Origin of the sequence: Cypionkella psychrotolerans, assembly GCF_001294535.1 — a bacterium.
Lineage (GTDB): Bacteria > Pseudomonadota > Alphaproteobacteria > Rhodobacterales > Rhodobacteraceae > Cypionkella > Cypionkella psychrotolerans.
Genome location: NZ_LGIC01000031.1, coordinates 45131 through 70015, shown reverse-complemented (window position 1 = coordinate 70015; position 24885 = coordinate 45131). Strand labels below are relative to the sequence as shown.

Genomic DNA, 24885 nt, shown 5'->3' with positions numbered 1-24885 from the left:
GGGAAGGGGGTTTACGCGCGGGCGTCGGCTTCGTAGCTTGGCGCAAAATGGGGGGATCAGATGCCGGTTGTGATGTGCTTTGGCGACAGTAATACGCATGGGACGCCACCGATTGTCGATCTGGCGAAGTATGAGCGGTATGGGCTGGGGGTGCGCTGGCCCTCGCGGGTTCAGGCGGCTTTGGGCTGTGAGATGATCGAGGAGGGTTTGCCGGGGCGGACGGCGATGTTCGATGATCCGATCATGGGCGCGCATATGAACGGGCAGGCGGGGCTGAAGATCGCGTTGGAAAGCCACGGGCCGCTGGATATTTTGGTGCTGATGCTGGGCACCAATGATGTGAAGGCGCGGTTTACCTCGACGCCCGAGGCAGTCGTTGGGGGGATCGCTGGCCTGTTGGACATAGCACAGCACCGGGTGATGCAGGAACGGCATAGCGGTTTTAAGGTGTTGTTGGTGTGTCCGACGCCGGTGGTTGAGATCGGGCCGATCAAGGATGAGTTCTGGGGCGGGGCTGCGCGGTCGCAAGCTTTGGCGCCAATGTATGCGGCTTTGGCCAAGGCGCGCGGGGTGGAGTTTCTGAATGCGGGTCAGGTGATCAAGGTTAGCCCGCTGGATGGGGTGCATTTTGATCAGGGCGAACATGCCAAGCTGGCGGTCGCGGTGGCAGCTAAGTTGCGCGGGATGATTTAGGGGGCTCTTTGCATTTGCTCTTTTTTGAAATACTCCCGCCGGAGGCTCCTTAGGCCAGCGTCGGATGCCTCCGGCGGGGATATTTAGGCCAAGATGAAAGCCTTTAGTTCGGCCAAGACCCAAAGGGGCGAGGCCGCTGGGGCGGGGCGCAAATTTTAATCTTGTTTGAATTAAGCTGACGCGGTCAGGTCGGACCAACCGCAAAGCGAGGCGAGGTATTCCGGGGGGTGATTGATCCCGATCGACATGTTGGCGCGAAATTTCTCGGATCGGTAGTCTCGCCAGCGGTTTTTATAGAGGTGCAGGCCGGATTTGCTGATTTTGATAATTGGGGTGCGCAGGGGCAGATGGTCGTGCCATTTCTTGCGCATCGCGGCGTAGGATTGCACGAAATCCTCGCGCAGATGGTCGTGGTAGCGGTCGTTGTGGATGGTGGGGAGCGCGCCTGCATAGGCGTGCAGGCCTTTGGTGCGAGCCGAGGTTACGATATCGGTGCCATACATGTGCCAGCCGGGCAGGGTTTCGTCAAAGCGCAGGCCTGCCGAGCGGCGCATTATGATGACCATTTCGTCGTAGGATTGGACTTCGGCGGGGGTGGTGGGGACGCGGCCGACGATCAGGCCGATGCTGGAAGACCAGACCGGGCCGATATGGCTGGCATCGAGGCCTACGCCGAACGGGCCGTAGAGCGCCCAGTTGGGATCATGCGCTTCGAGTTCGCGCAGGCGCCGGGTGAGCAGGTTTTCCCAGCCGCGCGGCAGGTAGACGTCGTGATGGGCGAAGATCAGGATTTCAGCATCGGTGGCGTCGATGGCGCGGTTATAGGCGACGGCAGCGGAGGCGGCGTCGCGTTCCAGATGCAGGGGCACCGCGCCTTCGGCGATTATCGGCGAGCGCGCGAGGTTGGCGTTTAGGATCTCGTCACTGTGGCTGGCGCAGATGAGGGCGTAGGTCATGCGGGGTTCACGGTTTCGGTATGCAGCGGATGGGCGGCCACTGCGGCGGATTTCAGCGCTTCGGTGAAATGCTGCGCCAATTTGGCGGCTTCGGTGTTGCCGTCGTGGCGGGCCATAGCGCGGGCGCGGGCGGCAAGGCCCATTTCGGCCAACACTGCGTTGGGGGTGTTGGAGAGCTCTAGGATGGCATCGGCCAAGGCTGCGGGGTCGCCTGCTGGCACCAGCCAACCTTCCTTCGGAGTCAAAAGCTCGGGCACGCCGTTGATGCAGGTGGAGATCACGGGGCGACCGCAGGCCATAGCCTCGATCACCACCATCGGCAGGCCTTCGGCGAGCGAGGGCAGGATCAGCGCATGGGCGGCGGCGATGGCGGCGCGCACGCCGGTCTCATCGACCCATCCTGCGATATTGATGCGGTCTTGGATGCCGTGGCGGGCGATTTCGCTGTCGATCAGTTCGCGCAACTCACCATCGCCGCAGATCGTCAGGGTCAGGCCGGGCAGGCGTTTGGCGGCGATGGCCATGGTTTCGATCAGGACGGGGAAGCCTTTTTGCTCGCACAGACGACCAATCGCCACCAGATGTGGGCCGCCTTCCGGCATTGGGGCGGGCGTGGGGTAGCCGGAGGTGTCAACGCCGCAATGCACCTCTTTGATTTTTGGCCATTCGGGGATTTGGCTCCAGCGGTAGAGCTGGCTGCGGCAATAGCTGGAGATCGCGACGGTGAAGCGGGCGCGGGCGATTTTCTCGGGGAAGGAAAATGCGCGCGGGGCGTCGAGTTCTTCGGGGCCGTGGACGGTGAAGCTGAAGCCGGGGCCTCCCAATGCTTCGGCCAGCATGGCGACGGTGGCGGAATTCGTGCCGAAATGGGCGTGGATGTGCTGGATGCCGAGTTCATTGGCGCGACGCGCGATGTGGGCGGCTTCGAGCAGATAGATCAGATGACGCGGCACCCCGCCGGTGCCGGGGCCGCCGGAAGTGCCCTTTGTGCCGCAGCGGATTGCCATCGCAAGGCCTGTAAGCGCCTGTTTGGGGTGTTTGATCATCCAGCCGAGGCTGGAGCGGAGGAGATTCTTGCCGCCGATTTCCAAAACATGTTCGGTCTTGTCGTCCTCGATGAAATCGACCGGATCGACCAGCGCGCTGCGATCCGAGCGCATGGCAAAGCGGTGAACCTGCCAGCCAAGCACCTCAAGCGCTGCTATTTCGCGGCGAATAAAGGTGTGCGAGGGCTTTGGATAGGTGTTGATCAGGTAGGCAATTTGCATGGCGGCACCGAATTGGGTCTTAGCCTTGGTCAATAGGCACGGCTTTTGGCAAGAGTAAGGCAAATTCAACGATTTCGCGCATAGATTGTTGCCAAATCGGGCTTCATTGACGCGTTACCTGCATCCGCCTAGGGTCGGGGCGAAGTCTTAAAGGGTTTGCTTGATGTCTGAGCTGAATGGGACCGCACCTGCGGGACGAAGTTTGTTTGCGCGGGCGCTGCGTGGATCGGCGTTTACGGCTGGGTCGTACGCGCTGACGCAGGTGATGCGGCTGGGCTCGAACCTGATTTTGACACGGATTCTGGCACCCGATGCGTTTGGGGTGATGGCGCTGGTTTCGGTGGTGCTGGTCGGCATGGTGATGTTCTCGGATGTCGGGGTTTCAGCCTCAATCGCGCAGAACAAACGTGGCGATGACCCGGATTTTCTGAACACGGCGTTCACCATTCACGCGTTTCGCGGCACGATGCTGTGGCTGGTGACTTGCGCTTTGGCTTGGCCGCTGGCGCAGTTTTACCATGCGCCGGAGCTTGTGTATCTGCTACCCGTCGCGGGGATTTCCTTGTTCATTTCAGGGTTCAACCCAACGCGGATTGATACGGCGACACGGCACTTGCTGTTGGGCAAGGTGACGCTGCTGGATCTGATCGCGCAGGCGATTGGGATTGTGGCGATGGTGGTGTTGTCGTTGATGACGCATTCGGTCTGGGGGCTGGTGGTCGGGGCCATTGTCGGGTCTTTGGCCAAGCTGGTGTTGACGTGGATGTATTTGCCGGGGCCAGCCAATCGGTTTCATTGGGACAAGTCGGCGGGGCATGAGTTGATCCATTTCGGCAAGTGGATTTTTATGTCAACCGCCTGCGGTTTTGCCTTGGCGCAGGGTGATAAGGCGATCTTTGGGCATTATCTGAGCCTTGAGGAGTTAGGGGTCTATAACATTGGGTATTTTCTGGCGTCGTTCCCGCTGCTGTTGGCGCGGGCGGTGAACAGCCGAATTATGATTCCTTTGTACCGCGATCATCATCCAGCGGAATCAGCGGCAAATTTTGCCAAGATGCGCAAGCTGCGCTGGGCGATTTCGGGCGGAACGCTGCTGCTGCTGGGGTTTTTGGCGGTGATTGGGGTGCCGTTGGTCGGGATCCTGTATGACTCGCGCTATGCGGCGGCTGGGTTCATCGTGGTGATGGTTGCGCTGATCCAGATGCCGGAAACCATTGGCATCAGCTATGATCAGTCGGCTTTGGCGGCTGGCGATGGGCGGAACTATTTCTGGCTGCAGGCGTTGAAGGCCTTTGTCCAGACCGTGGCATTTCTGATCGGCATCACCCATGGCGGGCTGGAAGGCGCGTTGTTGGCGCAGGCTTTGGCCTTACTTGCGCTACATCCGGCGGTGATTTTGCTGGCGCGCAAGCATCGGGCTTGGGATCCGGTGAATGACGTGGTGCTGTTCGGTTTGGCGGTGGCGCTTGTGGTTTTGGCGTTTTGGGTCAATGCCGATATGCTGGGGATGGCGTAGGGCCGCAATCCGGTCTGGGCGTGGCTGCGCGCTTGCGGTAAAGCTTCGCGGCGGATGTGCGAATGGGTTTGAGATATGCAGATTGAAGAAACGGCACTGACGGGGGTGTTGATTGTCACGCCGAAGCGGTTTGGCGATGATCGCGGCTGGTTTTCTGAGACGTGGAATGCGACGGCGATGGCTGGGGCGGGGCTGAGTTTGGGCTTTGTGCAGGACAATCACTCGATGTCGGCGCAGGCGGGCACGTTGCGGGGGCTGCATTATCAGGCTCCACCGCGGGCACAGGACAAGCTGGTGCGTTGTACTTCTGGTGTGATTTTTGATGTGGCGGTGGATTTCCGGCGAGGGTCACCGACGTTTGGGGCTTGGGTTGGGGTGGAGTTGTCGGCGGCGAATGGGCGGCAGTTGCTGGTGCCTAAGGGGTTTTTGCATGGGTTCGTGACGAAGGTGCCGAACACCGAGGTTCAGTATAAATGCACCGATGTCTATGCGCCGGACTGTGACGGTGGCGTGCGCTGGGATGATCCTGAGATTGGCATTGATTGGGGGCTTTCGGGCGCTCCGATTCTGTCGGGCAAGGATGCGGTGGCCCCGTTGTTGCGCGATGTGGTGTCCCCTTTTGAATGGGTTGCAGAATGAAGATACTGGTAACGGGTGGCGCGGGTTTTATCGGCTCGGCTGTGGTGCGGTTGGCGGTGTCGCGTGGGCATGAAGTGGTCAATCTGGATGCGCTGACCTATGCGGCCTGTCTGGAGAATGTGGCGAGCGTGTCGGGGTCGAACCTGTATAGCTTTGAGCGGGCGGATATTCGGGATCGGGCGCGGTTGGATGAGATTTTTGCGCTGCACCGCCCGGATGTGGTGATGCATCTGGCGGCGGAATCGCATGTGGATCGTTCGATTGATGGGCCGGGGGATTTCATCCTAACCAATATCAACGGCACTTATAATATGCTGGAGGCGGCTCGGGCCTATTGGCAGGGGGCGGGGCGTCCGGCGGGATTCCGGTTCCATCATATCAGCACGGATGAGGTGTTTGGGTCTTTGGGGGCCGAGGGGCAGTTCACCGAGGACACATCCTATGATCCGCGCAGCCCCTATTCGGCCAGCAAAGCCGCCAGCGATCATCTGGTGCGGGCTTGGCACGAAACCTACGGGCTGCCGGTGGTGCTGACGAATTGCTCGAACAACTACGGGCCGTTCCATTTCCCGGAAAAGCTGGTGCCTGTGGTGATTTTGAACGCTTTGGCGGGCAAGCCTATTCCGGTTTATGGCGGCGGTGAAAACGTGCGTGATTGGCTTTATGTCGAGGATCACGCTGACGCGCTGCTGTTGGTGGTGGAAAAAGGCGCGCTGGGGCGCAGCTATAATATTGGCGGCGAGAACGAGCGGCGTAACATTGATCTGGTGAAGACCATCTGCGGAATTTTGGACGCCAAGCGCCCCAAGGCTGCGCCCTATGCCGATCAGATCACTTACGTCACTGACCGCCCCGGCCATGATGCGCGCTATGCGATTGATCCTTCGCGGATCCGCGAGGAACTGGGTTGGCGGCCAAGTGTGACGGTCGAGGACGGTCTTGCGAAAACCGTGCAGTGGTATCTGGACAATGAGGCATGGTGGAAGCCATTGCAGGCGCGCGCGGGTGTGGGCGTGCGGCTGGGGGTGAAAGCGTGATCGGAATTCGCGCGAATTCCGGGGCGATTTTCGCGCGAAAATCGTGGGGGTGGCTGTGAGGGTTTTGGTTTTTGGCCAGACTGGGCAGGTGGCGCGGGAATTGGCGCGGCGGATGCCTTTGAGCGTCTCGGCGGAGTTTATCGGGCGCGGGCAAGCGGATTTGGCGGATCCGGCGGCATGTGCGGCGGCGATTGCGGCCTGCGATGCCGATGTGGTGATCAATGCGGCGGCCTGGACGGCGGTGGACAAGGCAGAGACCGAGGAAGCAGCGGCGCGGGTGGTGAACGGCGATGCGCCGGGAGCCATGGCGCGGGCCTGTGCGGTGCGAGGACTGCCGTTTTTGCATATCTCGACCGATTATGTCTTTGACGGCACGGGGGATCAGCCGTTTGGGGTGGATCATCCGGTGGCACCTTTGGGGGCCTATGGGCGTACGAAGCTGGCGGGTGAACAAGCCGTGCAGGCGGCGGGCGGCGTGCATCTGATCCTGCGGACCTCTTGGGTTGTCTCGGCGCATGGCAGCAATTTCGTTAAGACTATGCTGCGGTTGGGGGCGGAGCGGGACAGTCTGAACGTGGTGGCGGATCAGATTGGCGGGCCGACACCTGCGGCAGATATTGCCGATGCTTTGTATGTGATGGCGGCGGGCTTGCGTGCGGGCAAGCCGGGCGGCGTGCAGCATTTTGCGGGCGCGCCGGACTGCTCTTGGGCCGATTTTGCGCGCGCGATCATGGCGCGGGCGGGCTTGGCTTGTGCGGTGCATGACATCCCGTCGAGCGCTTATCCGACGCCCGCGAAGCGGCCGTTGAATTCACGGTTGGATTGCAGCGGATTGGCGGCGTATGGGATTGCGTGGCCGGAGTGGCGCAATGGTTTGGACAAGATTTTGCAGGAGTTGGCGGTATGACGCGCAAGGGGATTATTCTGGCGGGCGGCTCTGGCACGCGGCTCTGGCCGATTACCATGGGGGTGTCGAAGCAGCTTCTGCCGATCTATGACAAGCCGATGATCTATTATCCTTTGTCTGTGCTGATGCTGGGCGGGGTGCGTGAGATCGCCATCATCACCACGCCGGACGATCAGGATCAGTTCATCCGGTTGCTGGGCGATGGCAGCCAGTGGGGGCTTTCCTTAACTTATATCGTGCAACCCAGCCCTGACGGCTTGGCGCAGGCGTATCTGTTGGCCAAGGATTTTCTGGACGGCGCGCCAAGCGTGCTGGTGTTGGGCGACAATATCTTCTTCGGCCATGGCTTGCCCGAGATTTTGGCCTCGGCTGCGGCGAAAGCGGTGGGCGGCACGGTGTTTGGCTACCGGGTGGCCGACCCCGAGCGCTATGGCGTAGTGCAGTTTGACGCGGCGGGCAATGTGCAGGCGATCATTGAGAAACCCGAGGTGCCGCCATCGAACTATGCGGTGACGGGGCTGTATTATCTGGATGGTCGCGCGCCGGAACTGGCGGCACAGGTGCAGCCCTCGCCGCGCGGTGAGTTGGAGATTGCCGATCTGCTGGAGATCTACCGCGCCGAGGGCAGCCTGACCGTCGAGAAAATGGGCCGCGGCTTTGCTTGGCTGGATACTGGTACGCATGGCAGCTTGCTGGACGCGGGGAATTTTGTGCGCACGCTTGAGGCGCGGCAGGGCTTGCAGGTGGGCTGTCCGGATGAGATCGCCTATCGCGCGGGCTGGATTGATAAAGCCGCCCTGCTGGCGCGGGCGGATATTTTCAAAAAGAACGATTATGGCCGATATTTACTGGGGATTGTTTCAGAGTAAGCGGTCAATCATCGCGTCAGGGTTGAAAATTGTAGCGTTCCACCGAGCTTTTTGCATTTTGCGCTAGCATTGTTTCGGAATCCTGTAAAACAGAACCTCTCAGGAATAGTCTGATGAAAGCGTGGCGGATGATGATTGTCGGCGTGCTGTTCAGCGCGATTTCGGGTGGGGCGGCTGCTTTGGCGGTCGCGCTTGTGCATGACAGTGGATTGGCGCACGCGTTGCTGTCCTATCCTTTAGGGGGAATGCTGGCGATTATGGCATTTGCGGCGCTCGGTTTGGGCCGACAGGATGCCGGACGCTCTTAAGCGTCGCGCGGCGTTGGTGATTAAGTCGAAACAATAGCTTGGTGTTGCGGATGCACGGCCAAGCTTACCGCAAGCAGGGTGATTCGCATGCCGATGCTGCGCTGCCGTATTCACTGTGCACTTGCGGCGGAGAGGTGTTTCGGAGTTTCACGTCAGGGTTGCGCTAGTTTGAAACATGGCAAGATCATGGCGGCAATATGGCAAAATATCTTGGTTAAAATGGCTTAAATATGTTCGCCGCCTCTCAATAGCTGTCGCCAAGCCCCCTTTGAAACGGCTAAATTAGCTGTGGGGGCGTACTTCTTAAGTGCGGCAAATGAACTGCTAGTTTCTGATCGAATCCGGGTAACCGGGCGTTTGGTCCGTTTCCTGAAACCCACGAGACGGTGGGGCGGGGTGGTGGTGTCATTATGCCGTTTGGTGACGCGCAATGACGATCAATTACAGAGTGTTTTACAGTTTCCGATCTGCCTCGGCTGATCCCGCACGGGGGTCTGGCGACATTGCGGCGACACCGATGATCCTGGCCGGCCCGACAGGGCGTGGGCCGTATCGGCGGTTTTTCAAACGGGCCTTTGACATCACGGCGATTGTGCTTGCGGCCCCTGCGGTACTGCCGATTGTGGCGATCGCTGCGGTTCTGGTGGCATGCGATGGCGGCAGCCCATTCTACACGCAGATGCGGGTCGGCAAGGGCGGCAAGCGGTTTCGGATGTGGAAGCTGCGCTCGATGGTGCGCGATGCGGATGAGCGGATGGAGGAATTCTTAGCCTCTGACCCGGAAGCGCGGATGGAGTGGGACAGAACGCAAAAGCTGAAGGCGGACCCGCGCATCACGCGGATGGGGAAGTTTCTGCGCAAATCGTCGCTGGATGAGCTGCCTCAGATGTGGAACGTGCTGGTGGGCGATATGAGTCTGGTGGGGCCGCGCCCGATGATGATCAGCCAGCAAAGCCTGTATCCTGGCCAAGCCTATTACGCGCTGCGGCCGGGGATCACCGGCTATTGGCAGACCTCGGGGCGCAACCGCACGACGTTTGAGGCGCGGGTGCAGTTCGATGATGCCTATGAGGCTGATCTGTCTTTGCTGACCGATATGAAGGTGCTGGCCGCGACGGTGGGCGTTGTAGTGCAGGGCACCGGGTATTGAGATTTTACGGATGGCATGAGGCTCGCTTCGTATGTGGAGCGGGCTTCTTCATGTCTTGTGCTTCACAAAAGCTGGGGGTTTCACACCCCCACGCCGCCAAAGTGGGCGGCTTCCCCTGTGGGATATTTGCGCGCAGAGGATGATAATTTTAGAAAAGTTTTAGGCGTTTAACCGATCACGGCGGCCATCAGCACCAGCGCTAGGGTCGTGGCGGCGGCGAGCACGGCAAAGCGCGGCAGGCCGAAAATCGGGCGTTTGGGATCGTCGATCAGACGCAGGGCGGCGCTGCCGACACGGCCTTTGGGCGCGCGGATTTCGGGGATGCAGACCACCGGTTCCAGATCAAGCTGGCGCTGCATCTGGGCTGCGGTGCGCACCACGGGTTTGGCGAGATCAAGCAAGAAGGCAAGGCCGATGGCGCCCAGCAGGCTGGCAATCGCGCCCGCGATGGCGATTTTCTTTTTGCCGCCGCCCGTGGCATACTCTGGCGACAAGGCGCGGTCGAGCAGGGTGAAACGCTCGGACTGCTGGCGCTCGGCGAGGCGTTGGGTGGTTTCGGCCTCGGCCATCCGCTGGGTGACGTTGTCGTATTGGCCCTGCAACTGCTGAAGTTGGCGATCATACCCGGCCAGCACCCGTTCCACCTCGGGCGTGGCGGCGAGGGCGGTTTCGACAGCGGCCTTGCGGGCATTGATCGAGGCGATCTGGGCGTTCAGCACGTCAATTTGCGTGGCGATATCATCCGAGCGGCGCTTGTCGGTTTCGCGTTGCTGCGGCTTTGCGACAATCGCGGCTTGTTCGCCCTGCAGGCCGACGAGGTCTTGCGTGGCTTGGCGCAGATCGTCGGAGAGGCTGACGATTTCATCTCGGCGGGCATCGGACAGGGTGGGCATCGCATCTGCATGGGCGTTTTTATAGGCCGTTACGTCATCTTCCAGCTTGGCGATCTGATCATATATGCGGGCTTCCTCTTCCTTGAAGAAGGCGACGTTCTTGTCGGCACGGTCGCGCTGGCCTGCGGCGCTTTGGTCAAGGATACCTTGGGCGAAATCATTGGCGAGTTCGGCGGCGGTTTTCGGATCGCCGAAGCGGACCGAGATGATGATCGCCGAAATGCTGCGGCTTTGGCCAAAGCCCTGCCCGCCCGCGCTGTCTACGGCTTGGAAAGTGACCGAGCTGCGCAGGGCGACGAGTTTCTCATCGCTGGTCAGTTGCGGCTGATCGGTAAACAGGTTGTGACGCTCAATCACCGCCGTCAGCGCGTCACGGGTGGTCAGGCGTTGTTCGATGGTTTGCAGGATCTGCGCCGCACCACCGCCATCTGGTTGCGCTTGCGCGCCGGGCGTTGTGGGTTCGGCCACCTGTGCGCCCTCAATCTGGATGACGGCGGCGGTCTCATAGATGTCTGGGCGCGATTTTGCGAAGATCACAGCGGCCAGCAGCCCTGCTACGGTGATCAGGATGATCATCCAGCGGCGGCGGAGCAGCAGGCTGATAAGTTCCTCAATAGATTGAATTTGACCCATAATTTACTTCTTGGCGTAGCGGTAGCGGCCCGCATTGAAATCTTGCGCGCGGTTCAGTACCACGCCCAGCAGTGGAATACGGCCTTCAAACAGTTTCTCGCAGGCGCGGATTTCCTGCGGTGAGGATTTTGAGCCATCGGTGACCAGCAGCACGGCATCCAACGAGGGGCCAAGGGCCAGCAGATCGTCATTCACCAAAGCCGGGGGCAGGTCGTAGATCACCACCTCGGGGTCAAGCTGTTCGATCATCGCGGCAAGGGCTGCAACGGTGTCGGGGTCGTGCAGGGTTTCCGAAGCGCGCACGATAGGGCGGGTGTTCAGACCCAGCGCGAGGGTGCGGCCAAAGCGGCGGAATTCGCTTTCCAGCGGCTGGTGCCCCGCGAGAAATTCACCAAGATTGATGTCGCCTTTGACGCCAAGAATTTGCGCGATCTCGGGGTGGCGCAGGTCGAAATCCATCAGCACGGTGCGGCTGGCGGGGCGGCGGGCCAGCGAAAAGGCAAGGTTGGTGGCAACGAAGGATTTGCCGCAGCCATGCGTGGGCGAGGTAACGGCGATGCGCTTCCAGCCTTTTTCGGCCAGACCGCGCAACAGCCGGGTGCGCAGGATGTCGAAAGCTGTGGCTGCTGGATGCGATGAGGCTTCGAGAAACAGAGCGTTTCCAGATTTCGAACGTGTGTCGGCTTGAATCGGGCTGAGCGATTCCCAGACCCTTGCTGGGTTGAACAGGGCGGGCAGATTGGAAGAAAAAATCTCACGCCCGGTGATCAGATCGGGCGAGACATCATGCGGTGCGGTGGTCTGACCGGTGCCGAACACCGAAATGCCGCTGGCTTTGCCGTCTTTGCGAGGACCGGGATGGTTGGCAGTCATGGCCGAAAGCTCCAGATCTGTGGGGCCAGTGGGCCGCGACGTCAAGATATTGTGTCTGCTCATCCGAAGGCCGGGCTCCTGCAAAACCGCGCCGGACCGGGACGCAACCATCTAAACAAAGACCCAACCAAGGCTGGGGGTGGTGAAGAACGAACCCTGCCGCAGACTGCGCCGCATGACACAGCTCGGCGAAAGATTCGTCCGGGCCCCCGCCCAGAAGGGGTATACATAGCTGAACTGCCCTCAAATTGAAAGACTTGCGGCCTATGCTGCGTGTGCAGCAGGGCATAGCCAAGGCACAAACATGGCCTTAGATTGGCAGCAGGTTAAGGGGTGTTTGATGCAAGATGCAGTGATTGACGCGGTGGTGATCGGGCGCAACGAAGGCGCGCGGTTGATTGCCTGTTTGCGGTCATTGCAAGGCCGGGTGCGGCGGTTGGTTTACATCGACTCCGGCTCAACCGATGGCTCGGTCGAGGCCGCGCGCGCGCTGGGGGCCGAAGTGGCGGCGCTGGATATGCGGCTTGGGTTCACGGCGGCGCGGGCGCGCAATGCGGGGTTGGCGATGCTGGAAAGCCCTGAGTTCGTGCAGTTCGTCGATGGTGATTGCGAAATGCAACCGGGCTGGTTTGCGGCGGCTTTGGCGGGGTTTGCAGAGCATCCGGCGGCAGTGGTGGTCTGCGGGCGCAGGCGAGAGCGGTTTCCGGAGGCCTCGGCGTACAATCGGTTGGCGGATAGGGAATGGGACACTCCGGTGGGTCAGGCGCTTGCTTGCGGCGGTGATGCGCTGATGCGGTTTGCGGCGGTGCAGGCGGCGGAGGGCTATGACGCCAGCCTGATCGCGGGTGAGGAGCCGGATTTGTGTCTGCGGTTGCGGCGGGCGGGGGGGGAGGTCTGGCGGATTGAGGCTGAGATGACGTTACACGATGCAAATCTGCTGCGGTTTGGTCCGTGGTGGCAGCGGATGGTGCGGGCGGGGTATGCCTTTGCAGAGGGTGCTGCGCGCTATGGGGCGGCACCGGAGCGGCATTGGGTTGTCGAAGTGCGGCGGGCGATTTTGTGGGGTTTGGTGCTGCCTGTTGCGGTGGTTTTGGCGGGATTTCTGCATCCGTTGGGTTGGTTTTTGGCGCTGATCTATCCGGTACAGGTGCTGCGGTTGGCGCGGCGCGGCGGGCTTGCTTGGGGGTTCTTCACCGTCATGGGGAAATTTGCCGAGGCGCAGGGGGTGATCAGCTATTGGGTGAACCGGCTGCGTGGCCGCAGGCGCGGGTTGATCGAGTATAAGTAGTCAGCGCAGTTTTAGGGCGGCGATGATCTGGCCGGGCAGGATCGCGAAGCAGGCGGCATAGCGCGGCAGCATCCGGCGGGGATTGGACAGCGCGCGCCAGAGCCATTCCATCGCCAAGGTGCGCATCCAGCGCGGCGCGCGGGTTTGGCTGCCTGCGAGAAAATCGAGCCCTGCGCCGAAGTTGCCGAAACCTGTGTGCGGGGTGAAGCTGCGGCCAAGGGCGGCGAGCGCCTCTTGCTTGCCGGTGGGTAAAGCAAGGACGCAGAAGCCGATGTCTTCGGAGGCAAGGCGGGCGAGGATGGCTTGCGCCTCGGGACCTTGGGGGTCAAATCCCATCGGTGGGGCGATGGTGAGGGCGATTTTCAGGCCAGGGATTTGAGATTCAAGCGCGGTGGCGGCGGTGGCGAGGGCGGATTCTGTGGTGCCAATCAGCGCGACGCGGCGGCCCGATTGCACCGCCAGTTGCACCAAGGGGACGACCATATCTGAGCCCGGCACCAGTTCAACCGGACGGCGGGCGAGGTAGGACAGCCAAACGATGGGATTGCCATCGGCCACGACGAAATCTTGCGTGACATAGATGGTGCGAAACGCGGGTGAGGCGCGCAGTTTCACCAAGTGATCCAGGTTAATCGTGGCAAGTGCAAAGCCATCCCGCGACGCAAAGCGCTGACCGACTGCGGCCAGTAAGGTGGCGCGGTCGGGGATATTCACCGTGATCGTGGTTGTCTCAAACCGAAACTGCACCGGAACCCTCTTGATTTCCTGCGGGCGTCGCACAGCAACATGGCTGATATGTGGCCGCAAGGCTTGGTAAATGCGAACAATCTGTTTCGCGCTTGCAGCATAGAACCCGTTGCATGGTTTTGGCGTTATGGATTACCCACAGGGGATGAGTAAAGTCAGTAATCATCGCCAATCAGTTGATCTGGCCCGCTTCCTTGCCTGCTTTGGCATCGTGGCGGCGCATGCTTATGCGTTGGAGGATGATTGGGTTGGCCATCTGTCGTTGGGGCTGTTTCTGGTGCTGACCGGGTTTCTGGCAATGCAATCCTATCAACGCGCGGGCGGGACGTATAATTTCCGCTCTCGGGCCGAAAGGTTGCTGCTGCCGTGGCTATTTTGGTCGGCGTTTTTCCGATTGGTCGATCTGAAAGTTTCCGATTCGCCGGACAAGTGGCAACTGCTGCAAGATCCATGGACGTTGTTCGTCGGATCGGCGATCCATTTGTGGTTCTTGCCGTTTATCATTCTGGCGATGCTGTTGGTGAAACCTGTTGGGTATTTTGTGACAACGCCGGAGCGGCTGGCTGGAGTTTTGGGGGTGCTGGTGCTGATCTCGGTGCCGATGTTCTGGGGGATGCATTACTACGCCCCGCCCGCGCCGCTGCCACAGTGGCTGTATTCGCTGCCTGTCTACACGCTGGGCCTATTGGTTGGGGTGGCGCATCCGATGGGGCGTGCGTCTTGGCCGGTGATCGCCGGGGCGGCGATGGCAGTTGGAGCCTATCTGGTGACCGAGGCCGCACCTTGGGCTTGGACGGTGTTCGCCGCCGTGCTGCTGTTTGAGTCGTTCTGGCGCGTGCAGATGCAGCATAGGGTGCTGCCAAAGCTGGGGCAGGCGGCGTTTGGCATCTATCTGCTGCATCCATTCTTCATGCTGGTGACCTATAAATTCGCCGGTCCCGATGTTGACAGGATGCTGGCCACCCTTGCCACCTTCGGGATGAGTTGGGCCGCGGTGGTGATCCTGCGCCGTATCCCGATTTTCCTGCGTCTGACCTGACATCGGGCCAGCGTGTCATTGGCCAGTGTCGGCGGTCTGTGCTAAAACGCTGGCATTGCTCACAGAAAGCTGATCCACGCCGTGGCCTCGCCGAATATCCTCGCCTATCTGATGCTGTTTGTCTGGCCGATGCTGAGCTGGCAGATGTGGAACCGACTGGACCCGGCGCGGGCGCTAATCTGGACGGTGCTGGGCGGCTATCTGATCATGCCGCCGCTGACGGTGATCAACTTTCCGATCATCCCCGATCTGGACAAGACCACGATTCCGAACCTGATCGCTTGGTATTGTGCTTTGTATGTGGTGCGCGACAAGATCAGCTTTCTGCCTGAGGGGCGGATGGGTAAAGCGCTGATCCTGATGTATATTCTGTCACCTTTTGCGACGGTTTTGACCAATACTGACGCATTGTATTTTGGTGCAGGCTATGTGCAGGGCATGAAAATATACGACTCAGCGGCGGCGGTAGCGAACCAGTTCATCGCGTTGCTGCCGTTCTTTTTGGCGCGGCGTTATCTGGGCACGCCCGAAGGAATGCGCGCGGTGCTGGAGGCTTTGGTGCTGGCCGGGCTTTGGTATTCGGTGCCGATGCTGATTGAGGCGCGGTTCTCGCCGCAGATGAACGTCTGGGTCTATGGGTTTTTCCAGCATGACTTTTTCCAGACCATCCGGCAGGGTGGTTATCGCCCGGTGGTATTTCTGCCGCATGGATTGTGGGTGGCGTTTTTCGCGCTCATGTGTCTGCTGGCCGCGCTGGTGCGCCTTCGCGACACGCCAGCCGAGGTACGGCCCAAGGCTTTGGTAATCGTGCTGTATTTGGCCTTTATGCTCTACATCTGCAAAAGCGCGGGTGTGGTGGTCTATGCTCTGTGCTTCGCGCCGCTGTTGCTGCTGGCAAGCTGGCGGGTGCAGGTGTTGGTGGCCGGCGTGCTGGCGCTGGTGGTGATCAGTTACCCGATCCTGCGGGGGCTGCATCTGGTGCCGCTGCAGCAGATCCTTGATTTCGCCAATGGCTTTAGCGCGGATCGGGCGGGGTCTTTGCAGTTCCGTTTTGACAATGAAGAAGAATTGCTGGCGCGGGCGCAGGAGAAATCGCTATTTGGTTGGGGCGGTTATGGCCGGGCGTTTTTGCATGATCCGATCACCGGGCAGATGACGGCGATTGCCGATGGCTATTGGGTGATCGTGATGGGCACCTATGGTTGGCTTGGATTTATTGCCGAGTTTGGGCTGACCGGATTGCCGCTGCTGATTTTGGGACGCGAGGCGCTGTCGCGGTTTGCGCCGCCGTTCAGTCGTTATACAGCCGGGTTGGCGCTGATACTGGCCGCGAACATGGTCGATCTGCTGCCCAATGCCACACATATTCCGTTCACTTGGCTGATGGCTGGCGGGTTGCTGGGCGAAGCCGAGCGGATGCGGCGCTTGCGCTTGGCTGAAAGCCGCGCGGTGCTGCGAGGGGGCTTGAAGGACGGCAAGCAGAAGCGGACGGTGATCTGATGCGAGTGGATATTGGCGTCTTTGCCCACAATGAGGCGGCAGGAATTGCTGCAATGGTCGCCCGGCTGTTGGCTCAGGACATTCTGCTTGATCCGGCCTTCTCAGCGCGGATTCTGGTGCTGGCGAATGGTTGTTCGGATGATACCGTGGCGCAAGTGCCGCGCGCAGACGTTGAGGTGGTCGATCTGCCCGAAGGCGGTAAGTCACGTACGTGGAACCGTTTTGTGCATGATTTGGCGCGGGCGGATGCCGATGTGTTGGTATTCGTCGATGCGGATATCGAGTTCTGCGATGCGGGGGCTTTGCGGCGTTTGGTGCAGGCGATGGGGTCGCATTGGGCGATCAACAGCCAACCGGTCAAGGACATTGTGGCACGGCCCGAGGGATTGTCTGTGATAGACAAGATCATCGCATCGGCGGGCGGCGGCTTGGACGATTGGCGATCAGCGATCTGCGGTCAGCTTTACGCGATGCCTGCGACCGTGGCGCGGCGGTTTCATCTGCCGATTGGCCTTCCCGTTGAGGATGGTTTTCTGCGCGCGATGGTGTTGACGGATGCCCTGACGGGACCGGAAGATTTCAGCCGGATTGGTGGAGCGGAGGGGGTGTTTCACATCTACGCCTCGGAGCGTTCGATCGGGGCGTTGATCCGGCATCAGGTGCGGATTGTGATCGGCTCGGCGGTGAATTTCGCGGGCTTTGGCGCGCTGGTGGCGGTGCCAGAGGTTGCGCGGCACGCAGAACTGGCGCGGGCGGCAGCCGAGCCGGGCTGGCTTGGCAGTGCGTTGCGTCAGGTTTTGCCGCGCTGGCCGTTTGGGTTCGTGCCGGGACATTTCTTGACCAAAAGGCTGGCCCGCGCTGCCGCAAGCCCGCGCGATCTGCTGCGGCCCAAGCGGCTTTTGGTCACGGTTTTGGGCTTGGGCTTTGATCTTGTGGTCTACTGCCGGGCGCAATGGGCGATGTGGCGGGGCACAGGTGTCGGGCATTGGTAGCCGATTTGCCCGAAACTTTGCCATAACCGGGCCGTATTGTTTCAGTAGTGCGGGATTGTTCAAAGGCCCTGCACGCTGCATTTCAGAGCGTGCTAGGGTAGGAGAGCTGTGGATTTTGCGGTAAATTGTTGAGGTCTGTCTGAGGGTTTTGACCTGCGGGCAGCGAGAGAGAGAAGGCGCATGAGCGAAGATTTTGATCCCTCGGGCATCAGCGATAGCGATATCGCCGTGGTTGGCATGGCGGCACATCTGCCGGGGGCGGCGGATATTGCCGCCTATTGGGCCAATCTTGCGGGTGGGGTGGAATCGATCCGCGTGCTGAGTGAGGCGGAATTGCTGGCCGCTGGAGAATCCCCGACGCGGCTGCGCAAAGCGAATTATGTACCCTCGGCGGCGGTTTTGGAGGGGTTTGCCGATTTCGACGCGGATTTCTTCGGCTTTTCGCCAAAGGAGGCGGCGATCATGGATCCGCAGCACCGCCAGTTTCTGGAAGTGGCATGGGAGGCGTTGGAGAATGCCGGCCATCCACCCGAAAATTTCCCCGGAGCCATCGGGGTTTACGCAGGCTGCGGCATGGGCAGCTATTTCTATTTCAACCTGTGTTCAAACCGCGATCTGGTCGATCAGACGGGGATGTTCCTGCTGCGCCACACCGGCAACGATAAGGATTTTCTGGCGACACGGGTGAGCCATATCTTCGATCTGAAAGGCCCGTCGATCAACCTGCAAACCGCGTGTTCGACCTCGCTGGTGGCGGCGCATTTCGCCAGCCAAGCCCTACTGAATGGCGAATGTGATATGGCGCTGGCGGGCGGCGTGACCATCGAGTTGCCGCACGCCCGCGGGTATCTTTACACCGAGGGCGAGATTCTATCGCCGGATGGCCATTGCCACGCCTTTGATCATCGCGCCGAGGGCACGGTGTTTGGCTCGGGTGCCGGGGCGGTGGTGTTGCGGCGCGCGAAGGATGCTGTGCGGGACGGCGATCATATCTGGGCAATTCTAAAGGGCAGCGCTGTTAACAACGATGGGGCGGCGAAGGCGGGGTATTTGGCGCCTTCGGTTGATGGACAGGCGAAATGCATTGCCGAAGCGCAGGCGGTTGCCGGGGTTTCGGCGGCGGATGTGTCTTATGTGGAATGTCATGGCACGGGGACCTATCTGGGTGATCCGATTGAGGTGGCGGCGCTGACTTCCGCGTTTCGCCAGACCACGGATGCGGTGGGCTCGTGCCGGATCGGCTCGGTCAAGACCAACATCGGGCACTTGGATACGGCGGCGGGGGTGGCCTCGCTGATCAAGGTGGCGCTGTCCCTGCATCATCGGCAACTGCCGCCAAGTTTGGGCTATGAGGCGCCGAACCCGTCGATTGATTTTGCGACCAGTCCGTTCAAGGTGAATGATAGTCTGACGAATTGGGTCAGTGACGGGCCGCGTCGGGCGGGGGTGAACTCGCTTGGTGTCGGCGGCACCAATGCGCATGTGGTGTTGCAGGAAGCGCCTGTGCGGGCTGTGGGAGAGCAAAGCCTTTGGCCATTCCAACCAATTGTTATCTCAGCAAAATCTAAGGGCTCGCTGGATGCGGGGGCGTCTCGGCTGGCAGCGCATCTGCGCGATAATCCGGGGCAGGATCTGGCCGATGTGGCCTATACGTTGAAAGAAGGCCGCCGCGCGTTTGAGAAGCGGCGGGTGCTGGTGGCGGGGTCGCATGACGAAGCGGCAAAACTGCTTGAGGGCGGCGATCCGCGTCGGGTGTTTAACCACGACTATTTGGGCGACAACCCCGAAGTGGTGTTCATGTTCCCCGGTGGTGGTGCGCAATACGCGGGCATGGCGCGGGATATTTACGCGACCGAGCCAGTGTTCGCCGATTGGATGGACAAGGGGCTCGCGGTGCTGCAACCGAAGCTCGACTATGACATTCGGGCGCTGTGGTTGCCGGAACCGGGGGCGGAAGCGGCGGCAAACGAGCGGTTGAAGCGGCCTTCGGTGCAACTGCCGCTGATTATGATCACCGAATATGCACTGGCGCAGTTGTATATGTCTTGGGGGGTGACGCCAACTGCGCTGGTTGGACATTCGATGGGCGAGAATACCGCCGCTTGTCTGGCCGGTGTGATCGAATTTGAGGACTGCATTGGCCTCGTGCATCTGCGCGGCACTTTGTTTGACACCATTGCGCCCGGCGGGATGCTGTCGGTGCCACTGGCCGAGGCGGATTTGCGGCCCTATATCACAGGCGATCTCGATCTGGCCTCGGTCAACGCGCCGGGACTTTGTGTGGTGTCGGGACCGGATGCGGCTCTGCTGGCTTTGGCTGCGGAACTGGCGAAAGCGGATGTGGAAACCCAACGCATCCAGATCGACATCGCCGCGCATAGCCGGATGCTAGAGCCGATTTTGGCACGCTTTGGCGATTACCTCACAAAAATTCACTTAAGCCCACCGCAGATTCCGATTGTGAGCAATCGTTCGGGAATCTATCTGACCGATGCGCAAGCGACCAGCCCGGACTATTGGGTACAGCACCTGCGCAACACGGTGAATTTCCAGGCTTGCATGGCTGATCTGATAGCAGAGCCGGGGCGGGTGTATCTGGAAATGGGGCCGGGGCGGGCGCTGTCGTCACTGGCGCAGGCCAATGGAGTGCCGCAGGGTCAGGTGATCGCAGCGCTGCGCCATCCCGAGCAAAAGATGGCGGATGATGCGTGGCATGTGGCTTCTATCGCGCGTCTGTGGGCTTGTGGCGTGTCGGTGGATTGGGAGCCGATCTGGGGCGGGGCCGCGCGCAAGCGCGTGGTGCTGCCGACCTATGCGTTTCAGCGCAAAACCTACTTCATCGAACCCGGTAAGGGAGCAGAAGTTGAGTCGGTGGCGCTGCCTGCGCGGATTGATAGCATCAGCGATTGGGGCTGGAAGCCGCATTGGCGACCTGCGGCGACAGGGTTTGATTACGCGGCTGATTTTGCGGATGCAAAGTCAGAGTCATGGTTGATTTTCCTTGATACAGAGGGCCTTGGTGCGGAATGTACGGCGCGGTTGCGTGGCGCTGGCCATCAAGTAACCACCGTGCGCGCGGGCGATGCTTTTGGCCGCGACGGCGAGGGTGGTTATATATTGGCGCCAGAGCGGGGTCGTGAGGGTTATGATCTGCTGATCCGCGATCTGGTTGCAAAGGGCCACACCCCCCGCCGGATCGCGCATTTCTGGCTGGTGACGCGGGTGCAGGATTTCCGCCCCGGTTCCAGCTTTTTCCACCGCAATCTGGAGCAAGGCTTCTATAGCCTGCTGTTCCTCGCCCAAGCGATTGCCGAGGAAAATCTGCCGCGCCCGATCCATATCACCGTCGCCTCAACCGGCGCGGTTCAGGTGAAATCCGAGCGGCTTGCCGACCCGGAAAAAGCCACCATTCTTGGCCCGGCGCGGGTGATCCCGCGTGAGTTGCCGGGAGTGACGGTTTCGACTTTGGACGTGACGTTGCCAGCAATGCCGCGCAGAGGCAAAGCCGGGTTGGAGCCGCTGGCCGAGCAGGTCTTGGAGGAGCTTTTTGCTGAACCCGTCGGTGCCATAGCGGCTTTGCGGGGTGAAAAGCGCTATGAGTTGGGGCTGAAAGCTGCCAGCCTTCCTGAACAAATATTCACATTGCCGCAAGCCGCGCATGTGCTGATCACCGGGGGCTTTGGTGGCATCGGTTTGACCATAGCCGAGGATATGATCCAGCGCTTTGGTGCGAAAATCACCCTGATCGCGCGGCGTAATTTGCCGGATCGGGGCACTTGGGCGAAGTATCTGGCGGCGCATGACCCTTCCAGCCCGATTGCCCGGCGGATTTTGGCGCTGCAGCGGCTGGAGGCTTTGGGGGGCGACGTTCTCGTCGCCCCGGCGGATGTCTGCAATATGGAGGATATGCGCGCGGCGGTGGAGGCTGGGACCAAGCGGTTTGGTCCGGTCCGGGCGGTGATCCATGCGGCGGGGGTGGTCGATGATGGGCCGCTGATGCTGAAGACATCGGCTCAGGTTGAGGAAGTGTTCGCGCCGAAACTGCATGGCACGCTGGTGCTAGATCGGCTGTTCCCGGATGGATCGGTCGATCTGCTGGTGCTGTTTGCCTCGACGTCGACCGTGACCGGGCCTGCCGGACAGATTGATTATGTGGCGGCGAATGAATTCCTGAACGCTTATTCGAAATCGCGCAGCGGCGGCAAAACCAAGGTTGTGGCGCTGAACTGGGGCATCTGGACCGGCGTTGGCATGGCGGCCGAAGCTTTGGCGGATCGCACGGGCGCGCCGCCTGCACCGCGCCTGCCGATTTCCGCGCCGATGCTAGACGAGGCAAGCTTCGATAGCAGTGGAAATCGTCTGTTTACAGCAGCTTACAGGGTTGACCGTTGGGTGCTGGATGGCCACCGCACCAAGTCAGGTCAGGCGCTGATCCCCGGCACCGGCACGATTGAAATCGCCGCCGAGGCCCTGCGCGCGCAGGGTGAGACGGGCGCATTTGAGCTGCGAGATCTGTATTTCTTCCGGCCCTTGGATGTGGCCAATGGTGAGTTGCGGCAAGTGCGTGCCACGCTGTCGCGCAATGATGAGGGCTATGGTTTTGAGTTGCGCTCGGGCGTGACGGTGAAGGGGCGGCTGGGCTGGCAGTTGCACGCGCAGGCGCGGGCGATTCCACTGGCAGCGACCTTTGCTAAGATTGACGTTTTGGCGATTGCCGGGCGATTGCCTGCGGCGGAGGTTGGCGTCGGTCTGCGCAGCCCGCAAGAGGAGCATCTGGCGTTTGGGTCGCGCTGGCGGGTACTGCGCTCGCGCTCGATTGGCGGCGGTGAAGGGCTGGCGCGGCTGGCTTTACCTGCGGAATTTGCGGCTGAGGCGGGGCCGTGGTTGCTGCATCCGGCGCTGATGGATATGGCGACCGGCTGGGCGATGGGGCTGATTGCGGGCTATCAGCCGGATCATCTTTGGGTGCCGGTGTCGTATGCCCGCATCCGTGTGCTGCGCCCGCTTCCGGCAGAGATAGTGTCTTGGGTGCGCAATGCGGCAGACAATCGCGCAGGCGCGCAGACCGCAAGTTTTGACGTGACGCTTGCCACGCCAGAAGGTGAAGTTTGCGTTGAAATTGAAGGCTTTAACATTCACAAGCTGGAGGGAGGGCTGAGCTTTACCGCCCCCGATCCGCGCGAAGTGAGCTATGATGATGCGGCCGCAAAGCCGATCTCACCCGCCGAGGAACGCCTGCTGCATGCGTTCAGTTTGGGCATCAAACCCAGCGAAGGCGCTGAGGCGTTTGGCCGTGCTGTGGCTTTGGGTGGCAGTCAGATCATCGTCTCCAGCCTCGATCTGCCCGCGTTGATCCGGCAGACTGCAGAGGCGCAGGCGGCAAAATCCGAGGGCAAGGCGTTTGAGCGGCCCGATCTGGACACGGCCTATGTCGAGCCGCACAATGATGTCGAACGCACGTTGGTCGGATTCTGGCAGGAGTTGTTGGGCGTCGCCCAAGTGGGGGTCGAGGACAGTTTCTTCGACCTTGGTGGTCATAGTCTGATCGCGGTGCGGCTGTTCGCGATGGTGAAAAAAGCGTATCGGGTGGATTTCCCGATTTCAGTGCTGTTTGAGGCGCCAACGATTGCGCGCTGTGCGGCGCTGATCGTGACGCAGATTGGCGATGTGGGCGGCGATGCGCCTGCGAAACTGACGGCTCCAGCGCGGCGGTTTACCCATCTGGTGCCGATGCATCAGGGCGAGGGCGGGGCGAAGCAGCCGTTCTTCCTTGTGGCGGGCATGTTCGGTAACGTGTTGAATCTGCGCCATTTGGCGCAACTGTTGGGTGGTGACCGGCCGTTCTATGGCCTGCAGGCGCGTGGGCTTTATGGCGATGCCGCGCCGCATACGACATTGCCGGAAGCGGCTGCCGATTACATTGCCGAGTTGCGCCAGGTGCAGCCCGTTGGCCCCTATATGCTGGGCGGTTTCTCGGGTGGCGGTCTGACCGCGTGGGAAATGGCGCGACAGTTGGAAGCGGCGGGGGAAGCGGTGTCTTTGCTGGTGCTGCTGGATACACCATTGCCGTTGCGACCGGGTTTGAAGCGCACGGATAAGGCTTTGATCAAACTGGCAGAATTGCGCGCCAAAGGCCCCAGCTATCTGGCCGAATGGGCTCGCAAACGTTGGGCTTGGGAGATGCAAAAGCGCCAACCGCAGGCGACCGAACAAACCGACGCGCAGTTCCATAATGCGGCGATTGAGGCGGCCTTCCGCGCTGCGTTGCCGATGTACCAGATGACAGTGCGGCGTGGGGCGACGGTGTTGTTCCGCCCACCTTTGGACAGGCATTGGGCGGTGACAGGCGGCAACTGGGTGTCGAAAGCCAAGGAATATGTGTTTGGTGACAATGACTTGACCCGTTTTGCGCCCACGCTTGTGACGGTTGAGGTGCCCGGTGACCACGACAGCATGGTGTTGGAGCCGAATGTGCGAGTGCTGGCGGCCAAGCTGCGGGCGGTGATAGCTGAAGCCGAGAAGGGCGCGACGAATATCGTCCCCCTCGCCACTGCGGCGGAGTGAGCATGGCGGGCTTGCTCACGGTTTTGCTGAACTGGCGCTCGGCCGAGATGACGCTGCGGGCGGCGGAATCGGCTCTGCTGGCGTTGGACGGGATCGAAGGCGCGCTGGTGATTGTGGACAATGATTCCGGTGATGGATCGTTTGAGGCGATCACGGCTGAGGTGCAAAGACGCGGCTGGGACTGTGGCGCTCAGAAAGTACGCGTCCTGCAATCAGGGCACAATGGCGGCTTTGGTGCGGGTAATAATTTTGGGATCCGGGCGGGGATGCCGGATGGTTCTGCGCCGGAATTTGTCTATATCCTGAACTCGGATGCCTTTCCCGACCGCGGTGCAATCCGCGCCTTGCTGACGCATTTGCAGGCCCATCCGGCAACCGGGTTCGCGGGCAGTTTCATTTATGGCGACGATGGTGCGCCGCATCGCACGGCGTTCCGTTTCCCCTCGATCGCCTCGGAATTTGAGTCGCAGATCCGGTTCGGCCCTGTCAGCCGGATGTTGAACCGCTGGATCGTCGCGCAACCGATCCCGCAAGCCGCCTGTCGGGTGGATTGGCTGGCGGGGGCAAGCCTGATGATGCGGCAAGCGGTGCTGGATCAGATCGGGTTGTTTGATGAGCGGTTCTTCCTGTATTTTGAGGAAACCGATCTGTGTCGCCGCGCAGCGCTGGCGGGCTGGCCGACCGATTATTTGGTGGAAAGCCGGGTGATGCATATCGGTTCAGCCTCCACGGGGATGCGGGAATGGCAGCGCATACCGGGGTTCTGGTTGGACAGCCGTTTGCATTATTTCGTGAAAAACCATGGTGTTCTCTATACGCTGGCCGCAACACTTGCGCTGCTTGCCGGGGGTATCCTGTGGCGTGCGCGGCTGCTGATCCAGCGCAAAGACCGCGGCGATCCGCCACTGTATTTGACAGACCTGACCCTGCACGCGTTGCGCGCGGCGGTCAGCCCCATTTTCGGCAAACCTGCCGCTGTAGCCAAATCACCCCGCACGACCGAGGGGTAAGGA

The 24885-nt window shown here is 60.8% G+C and carries 19 protein-coding genes; 14 read left to right on the top strand and 5 right to left on the bottom strand.

Annotation, left to right across the window (positions count from 1 at the left end; translation table 11 throughout):
- Positions 1-60 precede the first annotated feature (60 nt).
- The gene (locus tag AKV04_RS05435) at positions 61-693 is read left to right on the top strand and encodes an SGNH/GDSL hydrolase family protein (protein WP_054005435.1); all 633 of its coding nucleotides are present in this window, start codon (positions 61-63) and stop codon (positions 691-693) included.
- Positions 694-863: 170 nt separating this feature from the next.
- Here the strand turns inward: AKV04_RS05435 and AKV04_RS05430 are convergent, their stop codons facing one another.
- Both AKV04_RS05430 and AKV04_RS05425 read right to left on the bottom strand, forming a co-directional pair.
- On the bottom strand, positions 864-1649 hold the full coding sequence (locus AKV04_RS05430) for a glycosyltransferase family protein (RefSeq protein ID WP_054005434.1): 786 nt from the start codon (positions 1647-1649) through the stop codon (positions 864-866).
- The gene (locus AKV04_RS05425; protein ID WP_054005589.1) at positions 1646-2917 is read right to left on the bottom strand and encodes a glycosyltransferase family 4 protein; all 1272 of its coding nucleotides are present in this window, start codon (positions 2915-2917) and stop codon (positions 1646-1648) included. The genes AKV04_RS05430 and AKV04_RS05425 overlap by 4 nt, the downstream gene beginning before the upstream one ends.
- 163 nt (positions 2918-3080) lie before the next feature.
- On the opposite strand from AKV04_RS05425, the gene AKV04_RS05420 reads away from it, so the two are divergent.
- The 7 genes from AKV04_RS05420 (at position 3081) to AKV04_RS05390 (ending at position 9343) form a co-directional block, all read left to right on the top strand.
- Positions 3081-4433, top strand: a complete 1353-nt coding sequence (locus AKV04_RS05420; protein WP_054005433.1) for an oligosaccharide flippase family protein — start codon at positions 3081-3083, stop codon at positions 4431-4433.
- 75 nt (positions 4434-4508) lie between these two features.
- Positions 4509-5072 carry a dTDP-4-dehydrorhamnose 3,5-epimerase gene (gene rfbC / locus AKV04_RS05415; protein WP_054005432.1) on the top strand — a complete coding sequence of 188 codons (564 nt, stop codon included), beginning with the start codon at positions 4509-4511 and terminating at the stop codon, positions 5070-5072.
- A complete protein-coding gene (gene rfbB / locus AKV04_RS05410; RefSeq protein ID WP_054005431.1) occupies positions 5069-6109 on the top strand; it encodes a dTDP-glucose 4,6-dehydratase in 1041 nt (346 codons plus the stop codon). The genes rfbC and rfbB overlap by 4 nt, the downstream gene beginning before the upstream one ends.
- A 55-nt stretch (positions 6110-6164) precedes the next feature.
- On the top strand, positions 6165-7016 hold the full coding sequence (rfbD, locus tag AKV04_RS05405) for a dTDP-4-dehydrorhamnose reductase (protein ID WP_054005588.1): 852 nt from the start codon (positions 6165-6167) through the stop codon (positions 7014-7016).
- Positions 7013-7885, top strand: a complete 873-nt coding sequence (rfbA, locus tag AKV04_RS05400) for a glucose-1-phosphate thymidylyltransferase RfbA (protein ID WP_054005430.1) — start codon at positions 7013-7015, stop codon at positions 7883-7885. The genes rfbD and rfbA overlap by 4 nt, the downstream gene beginning before the upstream one ends.
- Positions 7886-7998: 113 nt before the next feature.
- On the top strand, positions 7999-8193 hold the full coding sequence (locus AKV04_RS05395; RefSeq protein WP_156317387.1) for a hypothetical protein: 195 nt from the start codon (positions 7999-8001) through the stop codon (positions 8191-8193).
- A gap of 430 nt (positions 8194-8623) precedes the next feature.
- Positions 8624-9343: a sugar transferase gene (locus tag AKV04_RS05390; RefSeq protein ID WP_156317386.1), complete on the top strand. Its 720-nt coding sequence runs from the start codon at positions 8624-8626 to the stop codon at positions 9341-9343.
- A gap of 167 nt (positions 9344-9510) precedes the next feature.
- Here the strand turns inward: AKV04_RS05390 and AKV04_RS05385 are convergent, their stop codons facing one another.
- Both AKV04_RS05385 and AKV04_RS05380 read right to left on the bottom strand, forming a co-directional pair.
- A complete protein-coding gene (locus AKV04_RS05385; RefSeq protein ID WP_054005428.1) occupies positions 9511-10869 on the bottom strand; it encodes a GumC family protein in 1359 nt (452 codons plus the stop codon).
- Positions 10870-10872: 3 nt separating this feature from the next.
- Complete coding sequence (locus AKV04_RS05380) at positions 10873-11742, bottom strand: CpsD/CapB family tyrosine-protein kinase (RefSeq protein WP_162232839.1); 870 nt, start codon at positions 11740-11742, stop codon at positions 10873-10875.
- A gap of 340 nt (positions 11743-12082) precedes the next feature.
- Here AKV04_RS05380 and AKV04_RS05375 point away from each other — a divergent pair, with 340 nt between their 5' ends.
- Positions 12083-13030, top strand: coding sequence for a glycosyltransferase family 2 protein (locus AKV04_RS05375; RefSeq protein ID WP_054005586.1), 948 nt, complete (start codon positions 12083-12085; stop codon positions 13028-13030).
- Here AKV04_RS05375 and AKV04_RS05370 read toward each other — a convergent pair whose 3' ends face one another.
- Positions 13031-13777: a WecB/TagA/CpsF family glycosyltransferase gene (locus AKV04_RS05370; protein ID WP_054005426.1), complete on the bottom strand. Its 747-nt coding sequence runs from the start codon at positions 13775-13777 to the stop codon at positions 13031-13033. It lies immediately after the preceding gene.
- A 145-nt stretch (positions 13778-13922) separates the two neighbouring features.
- On the opposite strand from AKV04_RS05370, the gene AKV04_RS05365 reads away from it, so the two are divergent.
- The 5 genes from AKV04_RS05365 (at position 13923) to AKV04_RS05345 (ending at position 24882) form a co-directional block, all read left to right on the top strand.
- On the top strand, positions 13923-14816 hold the full coding sequence (locus tag AKV04_RS05365; RefSeq protein ID WP_162232838.1) for an acyltransferase: 894 nt from the start codon (positions 13923-13925) through the stop codon (positions 14814-14816).
- Between the two features lie 81 nt (positions 14817-14897).
- Positions 14898-16316 carry a hypothetical protein gene (locus tag AKV04_RS05360; RefSeq protein ID WP_156317385.1) on the top strand — a complete coding sequence of 473 codons (1419 nt, stop codon included), beginning with the start codon at positions 14898-14900 and terminating at the stop codon, positions 16314-16316.
- Positions 16316-17308 carry a glycosyltransferase gene (locus AKV04_RS05355; protein ID WP_054005424.1) on the top strand — a complete coding sequence of 331 codons (993 nt, stop codon included), beginning with the start codon at positions 16316-16318 and terminating at the stop codon, positions 17306-17308. The genes AKV04_RS05360 and AKV04_RS05355 overlap by 1 nt, the downstream gene beginning before the upstream one ends.
- A gap of 180 nt (positions 17309-17488) precedes the next feature.
- Complete coding sequence (locus tag AKV04_RS05350; RefSeq protein ID WP_054005423.1) at positions 17489-23872, top strand: type I polyketide synthase; 6384 nt, start codon at positions 17489-17491, stop codon at positions 23870-23872.
- A 2-nt stretch (positions 23873-23874) separates the two neighbouring features.
- Positions 23875-24882, top strand: coding sequence for a glycosyltransferase (locus tag AKV04_RS05345; RefSeq protein ID WP_054005422.1), 1008 nt, complete (start codon positions 23875-23877; stop codon positions 24880-24882).
- The last annotated feature ends 3 nt before the right edge of the window (positions 24883-24885 follow it).

Bases quoted from the DNA above. Each gene is read 5' to 3' on its own strand.
- AKV04_RS05430 (WP_054005434.1), bottom strand. From the start codon at position 1,649: ATGACCTACGCCCTCATCTGCGCCAGCCACAGTGACGAGATCCTAAAC.
- AKV04_RS05385 (WP_054005428.1), bottom strand. From the start codon at position 10,869: ATGGGTCAAATTCAATCTATTGAGGAACTTATCAGCCTGCTGCTCCGC.
- AKV04_RS05390 (WP_156317386.1), top strand. From the start codon at position 8,624: ATGACGATCAATTACAGAGTGTTTTACAGTTTCCGATCTGCCTCGGCT.
- rfbB (WP_054005431.1), top strand. From the start codon at position 5,069: ATGAAGATACTGGTAACGGGTGGCGCGGGTTTTATCGGCTCGGCTGTG.
- AKV04_RS05365 (WP_162232838.1), top strand. From the start codon at position 13,923: ATGAGTAAAGTCAGTAATCATCGCCAATCAGTTGATCTGGCCCGCTTC.
- AKV04_RS05350 (WP_054005423.1), top strand. From the start codon at position 17,489: ATGAGCGAAGATTTTGATCCCTCGGGCATCAGCGATAGCGATATCGCC.
- AKV04_RS05425 (WP_054005589.1), bottom strand. From the start codon at position 2,917: ATGCAAATTGCCTACCTGATCAACACCTATCCAAAGCCCTCGCACACC.
- AKV04_RS05435 (WP_054005435.1), top strand. From the start codon at position 61: ATGCCGGTTGTGATGTGCTTTGGCGACAGTAATACGCATGGGACGCCA.
- rfbC (WP_054005432.1), top strand. From the start codon at position 4,509: ATGCAGATTGAAGAAACGGCACTGACGGGGGTGTTGATTGTCACGCCG.
- rfbA (WP_054005430.1), top strand. From the start codon at position 7,013: ATGACGCGCAAGGGGATTATTCTGGCGGGCGGCTCTGGCACGCGGCTC.
- AKV04_RS05345 (WP_054005422.1), top strand. From the start codon at position 23,875: ATGGCGGGCTTGCTCACGGTTTTGCTGAACTGGCGCTCGGCCGAGATG.
- AKV04_RS05395 (WP_156317387.1), top strand. From the start codon at position 7,999: ATGAAAGCGTGGCGGATGATGATTGTCGGCGTGCTGTTCAGCGCGATT.
- AKV04_RS05375 (WP_054005586.1), top strand. From the start codon at position 12,083: ATGCAAGATGCAGTGATTGACGCGGTGGTGATCGGGCGCAACGAAGGC.
- AKV04_RS05420 (WP_054005433.1), top strand. From the start codon at position 3,081: ATGTCTGAGCTGAATGGGACCGCACCTGCGGGACGAAGTTTGTTTGCG.
- AKV04_RS05355 (WP_054005424.1), top strand. From the start codon at position 16,316: ATGCGAGTGGATATTGGCGTCTTTGCCCACAATGAGGCGGCAGGAATT.
- AKV04_RS05380 (WP_162232839.1), bottom strand. From the start codon at position 11,742: ATGACTGCCAACCATCCCGGTCCTCGCAAAGACGGCAAAGCCAGCGGC.